This window comes from Blautia sp. MCC269 (genome assembly GCF_018785655.1).
GTDB lineage: Bacteria > Bacillota > Clostridia > Lachnospirales > Lachnospiraceae > Blautia_A.
This window is the reverse complement of the sequence record NZ_WQQE01000042.1, coordinates 1-7,376: the sequence shown is the minus strand read 5'-3', so window position 1 is coordinate 7,376 and position 7,376 is coordinate 1. Positions and strand designations below refer to the sequence as shown.

Annotated in this window: 7 protein-coding genes; all 7 read right to left on the bottom strand. The window is 36.8% G+C overall.

What is annotated here, in order from left to right; genetic code table 11:
• On the bottom strand, positions 1-304 hold a 304-nt coding region (locus GPK88_RS14380; RefSeq protein WP_330626704.1), incomplete at its 3' end, for a hypothetical protein.
• A 33-nt stretch (positions 305-337) separates the two neighbouring features.
• Positions 338-1,786, bottom strand: coding sequence for an Rrf2 family transcriptional regulator (locus GPK88_RS14375; RefSeq protein WP_215707976.1), 1,449 nt, complete (start codon positions 1,784-1,786; stop codon positions 338-340).
• Positions 1,787-1,904: 118 nt separating this feature from the next.
• A complete protein-coding gene (locus tag GPK88_RS14370) occupies positions 1,905-2,585 on the bottom strand; it encodes a streptococcal pilin isopeptide linkage domain-containing protein (protein WP_195583108.1) in 681 nt (226 codons plus the stop codon).
• Positions 2,582-3,493 (bottom strand): class B sortase, encoded by a 912-nt coding sequence (gene srtB, locus GPK88_RS14365; protein ID WP_252197781.1) that lies wholly within the window; start codon positions 3,491-3,493, stop codon positions 2,582-2,584. Before srtB ends, GPK88_RS14370 begins: the two co-directional genes overlap by 4 nt.
• Before the next feature lie 151 nt (positions 3,494-3,644).
• Positions 3,645-4,805, bottom strand: coding sequence for a DUF7601 domain-containing protein (locus GPK88_RS14360; RefSeq protein WP_215707975.1), 1,161 nt, complete (start codon positions 4,803-4,805; stop codon positions 3,645-3,647).
• A gap of 61 nt (positions 4,806-4,866) precedes the next feature.
• Positions 4,867-5,418 carry a signal peptidase I gene (gene lepB, locus GPK88_RS14355; RefSeq protein WP_055169112.1) on the bottom strand — a complete coding sequence of 184 codons (552 nt, stop codon included), beginning with the start codon at positions 5,416-5,418 and terminating at the stop codon, positions 4,867-4,869.
• Positions 5,419-5,614: 196 nt separating this feature from the next.
• A complete protein-coding gene (locus GPK88_RS14350) occupies positions 5,615-7,267 on the bottom strand; it encodes a PucR family transcriptional regulator (RefSeq protein WP_215707974.1) in 1,653 nt (550 codons plus the stop codon).
• Between the last annotated feature and the right edge of the window lie 109 nt (positions 7,268-7,376).

The window sequence follows — 7,376 nt, the reverse complement described above, 5'->3', positions numbered from 1 at the left end:
TCTCTTCTAATGGCGGGGTGATTTCCTCTCCAGGAGTCTCTTCTAATGGCGGGGTGATTTCCTCTCCAGGAGTCTCTTCTGATGGCGAAGTATTTTCTTCTTTCGACGTCTCTTCCGACAATGATGTACTTTCCTCCGGAATAAAATCTTCTGTGCGCATTTCACCCTCTTGAGTACTATTTATATTTGGAATATTCTCTTCTTCCACTGATACTGCCAAAACTGTCGTTCCTGCGCTATTCATGCACAAAACCAATAAAAGTGTCCAGGCTATCCATCTTAGCCATCTCTTTTTCCGCTTCACACAAATTCCTCCTAAAAACATATTTTCCTTTTCTCAACTATCTGCCTTTTTTATCCATTCCTTCTGCATTGCCGCTGCTATAAAGCACTGCAATAGTTTTTTTGAAAATACACCACATTCACCGTTGGCAATCATTCTTATGGCTTCTTCATGCTTTAATTTTCTTTTATAGGGGCGTACACTGACCAATGCATCATAAGCATCCACAAGGCCTACTACCTGAGCACAAAGTGGTATTTCATCACCTTTTAGTCCATCCGGGTAACCAGATCCATCATATCTTTCATGGTGATATCTGCATATTTCATAGCTATACTTATTGAGTTTTTCTGTCGTAGTTCCTCGTGGAAACCGCAATGTCATCTCTGCCCCTGTAAGAGGATGCTGCTTTACAATTCCCATCTCATCAGCTGTTAATTTACCGTTTTTGTTCAATATCTCTATCGGCACACGGATTTTTCCAATATCATGAATTGGAGCCAGATGAGAGACATTTTCTATTTCTTCCTCTGTAATCCCATACTCCGGATAGTTTTTCTGAAGTTGAAGATACACTTGTTTTGTATAAAAACAGATATCATCCTGATGTTCTGTTTCTATAAGATTATTGTGATTCAACACTGCAGCCAGAAGCGAAACCATTTTCCAATACTGTTTTGTCTCATCCTGTGCTTTTTGTCTTAATTCCCGTTCCATATTTACAATTGTGTTAGGGATAACTTTTGCATTATGGAATGTAATAACAGCAGTTTTCTCATTTTCATCCACAAATCTTTTTACTTCCATCCAAACATAAGTCTCTGAGTTTTTCTCGCTTCTTCTTTGATAAACGATATCTTCTTCTGAACAGCCCTTTTTGAAATGCTCTGTCAACGAATCGCTTTTCAAAAATTCCTGCAGTTTTTCACAATCTTTTTCACATACATATTTTTCACAATATACTTTCAGAAAATCATCATATGTTCCTGCATTTTTTACATCATCATAAATCCCCCTGTTATGAGAATAGATACATTCATAACTGTTTTCCGCTAAATTAACTTTCAGAATGATATAAAATCGCCCAAAATATTCATCTTTCCCAGGTCTGATAATATCAGAGATTTTCACATTTTCTAATCGGTTATTGTAAGTGTTCTGTAAGTCCAATAAGACTTGATGTACTTTACAGCAATCCGTATAGTTTCTGGAGCAAAATCCATCCTTTTCAAGACAGCGACTGATTGCCATTGTTGATTCCATACATGATATGACATCAAATAAAGAAATTTTTTCTGGATTTTTGGCAAGGGCATATCCTCCACTGATACCTTCAGAAGCTGAAATAATCTTCTCTTTTTTTAACTGCTTTGTGATTTTTGGAATATAGCTCTCCGGAATCTTTAATTCAGAAGCTAATTTTGCCGTTGTAACCCTGCGCTTTTTTATTGCCAAATAACAGACAATCCTGATTGCATAATCCGTTGTATTAGTAAGCTGCATAGGTGCTCACCTCTCTCTCTTTTCTTTGTTCCGTACATAAACTCATTGATTGAAAAAGGAAGAATCAGAAAAGATTAGAAGCCAGGAACATGCTATTTTCAAATATGTTTTCCAATTCTTATGCCTCATTTTTCGCATCTTCCTTCCTGTTCTTCTGCTTCTCCATGAGTAATCCGCAAAGGCAGATAACTGAGCCAAAGAATAAGAACAAATAGCCTGCAACCGGACTATCATCACCTGTCTTTACCGGCGAACCATTATGAATAATATCCTTTGATCTTGGGGAAGATGGAACCGGGTTTTGATTTTTACCAGTTTGACCGGTATACGAGTTTTTGAATGAAACCTTCGATACTTTATCTCCATTTTCATTTTTGACCACTGTTACCGCCATCAGTTCATTATTGGAATCAAAGAATCCTTCAATCGTTACATCATAGGTTTTTGAATCATATGTATAATTTTCTTTATTCTCTGTTGCCTGGTACAGCTTGTAATGATATTCTCCTGCCTGTCCGACATTCATAATCAGCTCTGTAGAAGAATTACCACTCATATTCCAGGTAAATGTTCTTCTATTGCTTCCCTCCGGCATTGGATTTTGTATCTGATCTGCTATTAAAACATAAGAGCCTGTTTTGTCAGCATCTGCAGAATTGTTTACTTCAAATATCTGTTCCACTGGTATTTTCACTGTTGTGTTTCTGTCAGCTGCCAGTACTGGTCTTTGAACACCCAGAAAGAATATCATGGACAGGAATATAACCATGGCTATTTTTGTCAAACGTGTTGTTCTCATGCTTCTCCCTCTCCTTCTTTCTTCTTGTTTCTTTTCTTTTCTATCTGTCTTGCTATCAGAATCAGTACAAGGACAATCAGGATAAACCATACAATAACTGGCACTTTTCCTACTGCATTTTTCAGTTCATCAATTCCTGTACCTACGTTTTTGGCTTTTTCTTTTTCCGGATATATCTGATCTGTTAAGCGTCCCACCAGGATATTTCTTCCATTTGTCATATCCGATGTACAGGTGGTCAGCAAAACCAGATGATCATCTTCCGTTATATTCATATCTCTTTTATATAAAACATTGTTCTCGATTTCCTGCAGATACTCCTGTTTCGCTTCTGGTGTGTCCAGACACACATTGAAAATCGTTTCATTATAGGCATCTACCTGCATCAATGCATAGAATTCGATTCCATGATCTTTTCCGTCAAAGAACAAATTTCCATATGGATGTTCGTTGAAATACTGTTCTTTTGTAAATTCACCGATATCTCCAAACATCATGTGTTTTTCCATATGGTGGCCATATATAATATTATCAAAATCCGAAAAATCCGGCTTATTTGCACAATGTAAAAAGATTGCTCCGCTTAAGGAATAGTTTCCTTCCGCATCTGTATTCATATAAGTATCATCATTGTCCGTCTGCACCAATGGATAATTGATATTTGTGTCATTCACTCGTATCCATCCAATCACATCCGGATTGATTTTCTGTAATTCTTCAAAAGATTTCGTACTCTTTTCAGTAGGAATATATGCTTCATAATTTTTTGCATCTGCCGTCTGATATACCTGATGGGAATCCCACAGCATATAACCGGAGAGAAACATAGCTGCAAGAATCAGTGATAATGCTATAAAATTTACAATATGGTCTAATCCTCTGATAATTCCTTTCAGCACTTTCTTCATCCGAAGCATATGTACAAGTTCCTTTCACCATTTCTGTTTCTTTTATATTTATCAAAACTGGTTCATCTGACCAATTTGCTCGCAAAATTAGCAAAAAGGGATGCGGCGGAGCAACGCCGCACACATCCCCTTTCCTGGTTGCTATATTTTATTATTTCTGTAATCTTCTGCGTTTGAATCCTACAAAAGCGATCAGTGCTACACCGCAAAGTGCAATCATCAGAACGTATGGAAGAGTGTTCATGATGATACCAGTTGTCGGTACATAGTTGTATGTATTGGTTACGTCAACGGTATTTTTCTTCTGTCCTAAAGATTTTTCAGATACTGTGATTGCTTCGTCATACTTGCTTGCTGTAACAGTATCCTGTGCTGCACCGTTAATTACAACAGCTGCACTTCCTTTATAGTTCGGTGTTGCAGACTCTGTTACAGAGATCTTAGTTCCTACAGGAACACCTGTGAATTTCATTTTCTCAGTTGTTTTCAGTTTGAATGTATAAGTACCATCCTGTTTAAGTGTAATATCTGTTCCATTACCTTTTACGCCGCCAAGAGCATTTGCATCTGTTCCATCTGGAAATTTAAAGGTTGCTGTGAAATCGAACTCTTTATTTGCATCTGCTTGTACACCTTCTGGCACACTAATCGTCTTAGATACATTTAAAGATCCATAATTTGTGTAATCTGGATCTGGGGTCGTTGGGTTTGTACCGGTACCAGCTTCCTGTACATAGGTGTTGGTGAAGTTGAATCCGTTTGTATCTGTATCACCGATATCTGTTACTTTTGTACCCTGTGCATCATTGCCTTTATCATCTTTCATTTTTTTGACGATAATATTATCAATTACTAAATTGCCCTCTGTATTCTCAGTAACATATACATCCATTGTATACTCAGCCTTTGACATGATCAATTTTTCATGCTCACTGTTTTCTGCTACTGCTGGATCTGCTGTCTGAGACTCAGTTACAGTGTACTCATACTGACCAGCCTGTGTATACTCCGGAAAGCTAACTTTTACTCTCTGCTTTGTTGTTTTTGCCTCATCTGCTGTAAATGAGATATCTGGAATCGTAACTGCAGCATCCGCTGTGATGATTCCGGTTCCTTTTTTTACCTGTGTTGCAGTAAAACTAAACTTCTCTGCTTTTCCAACCTCTCTGTTATACGTTTTGCTAACATACGCCTCGGTTACCTTTGCTGTCGTGGCTCCCTCTGCCGCAAATGTTGGCATTGCCATTCCCATCGTCATGGCACCAGCAGCAACAACTGCGAGCACTTTTTTGAACATTTTGTTCATGCTCATAATGATTCCTCCCTTGTAGATAAAATATTGTTTGTTTTTATTTGATTAACGGAGGAGGAGATTAGAGTCCTCTGGTCCGAATAACCGCAATTGCTTTTCCTTTGACGTCTTTAATATTGATGCAGCCATAGATTCTGCTGTCTGACGCCTCCGGTCTGTTATCACCCAGTACAAATATCTGACCTTCGCCAACAGTGATTGGAAAGTCAACTCCATTTTGAAACTGTGTGGTGTCAAAATAAATATCCTGTGAAATCTGCGTAGCGCCGTTAATCATCAAACCGTCTTTTGTTATATCTACGGTATCACCTGCGACTGCTACGACCCTGCCTGTGGTTGTTCTGCCATCTTTCTTAAATACTGCAATATCACCGGACACAAAACGCTTGTCCAGTCGATAATACATGACCAGATCACCATCTTTTATTGCTGGTTTCATAGATACGTCATTGATTCTCGCCATCCCGTACATAAATGTAAAAACAAGGATGACTGCCAAAATGATAAGAACAATCTTCAATAACAGTTGAAAGATATCTTCTCCCAGTGTTGTTTCCTGTCTAGGAAGCTGTTTCTCATTATTCTGTTCTTTCTCAACCTGTTTCTTTTTCATGTTTCATTCCTGCTTCATATCAACTTAGATAATCAAGGTATCCTTTTATGTACTGGTTAAAGTATAGCACTTGTTTTTTGCAAAAATAATACAGAGAATAGGAAGATATTTTCACGTTTTGCTACAAAAAATTTGTAGTTATCGATTTTTCGCAAAAAAAAGAAACCATACCATAGAGATATAGTTTCTCTTTGAATTACAGTGTTTCTGCCATTTTGAATAAAACGATTCCATTTCTAACAGCCAGCATCTCAGCAGAATTCTTGAAATCAATGCCGGAAATATCTTTTATTTTTTTCAATCGCCCTGAAAGAGTACGATAATTTACATAGAGTTTTTCAGCTGCTTTATTCGCACTCTTATCACAGTCCAGATACGCCTGCAACGTTTCAATCAGTTCTCCATCATGTTCTTTATCATACCAATATAATTTCACAAGTGACTCTGGCACATATTCCATCAGTTCATCACGATTTTTGATTTTTTCAAAAATCTGGAAAAAACCGAGCTTAGAAAAATCGGCTACCGATATATTCTTATCACCATAGAGATATCTGAGCATATCCATATAGTCTATGATTTTCTTTGAATCCTTAAAAGATTTTTTCAAATCTCCATATCCATTAACAATACTTCCAATGCCAATCTGAAAATCCGTTGTCTTATTTCTGTGAATGATCTGCTTTTGTATCGTATCATACAATTTTTCCATTTCTTCCCGGAATCCAGCTTGTGTTTCCCCAGGCTTAATTTCATGAATACACACAATCTGATTCCGATTCCGATAAATATGTTCATCCGGAAGTAATCTCTGAATCTCCCCTTCTATCACTCCAATTTCTTCTAATTCTTCTTTCGTATAATAATCTTCGCTATTGTTTGAAATCGTATGAAAGCTGACCACACAATATTGAGCAGCCTCTTTTAACTTTAACATATGAGCAGCTTTATTTAGTTCATCACCTGTTAGCAAACCATTCAGTAAGCTATATCCAACATCTCGTTGATATTTTTTGTCTATCTCGTTTTGAGCATATGATTCCATAAAACTATACTTTAAAGTAAGAACAGCGTTTTCCAATGCCATATAGTCCAGTACCGTTAATGGCATATTCATTTCCGTTACTACCAGATAAACTTCGGCACGACCTAACACATTTATTGTTGTAATATATTGCGTATGCTCTTTTGTCTGTTTTTGATATTCAAATCTGGTAATGATATTCGGTTTATATTTCTCAACATTTTTCTCAAATACAAAATCTGATAAGTCCTGCGTTGTAGACGCACAGCAAGTTAAGTTACTGTAATACAATGCTACCGGATTTCCTATCATTGAAGACAACAGAAACAAAATGCTTTTCATTGTGTCTTCAAAGTTCTTTCCATTCAATAATATGTTGGATATATTGTCGTGTGTCAACTTGAAGTAAATTAGCCATGCGATATTTTCATCATAGATCTGTAATATAACATATTTTATAATCCCCCAATAATATTCAATTTCCGGGATTTCTATCACTGGAATCTCTCGTTCCGAACAGAACTTTAATAGAATGGTATAATAATCTACTTTCTGCACTATCTCAGGATGTCTTTTTATAATAAACCCACTGATTTGTTTCTTTTCCAGTTTCTCCAAATGCTTACGAAATACTCTCGCTGTCTCTCCAAAGTAAACCTTCATACTTGTAAGAAGAAGTTCTCCTCCACTCAGACACCTCTCCATATCTTCTATTTCAATAATTTGTATTCCTTTAATTTCCTGATTCAGGCTTTTCTCACCTGCTACTAATTTCATATCAGGAAATTGATTTGATTCTAATAATTTTTTTACCGTATAAGCCATTCAGCACCTCGTCAAATTTGTCTTTTGTTCTCCACATTCGTTGTATCATCATCTGATGTTGTGTTTTCAAAAGTGGCATAAGTATACAGTTTGTATTATACCCCCCCCC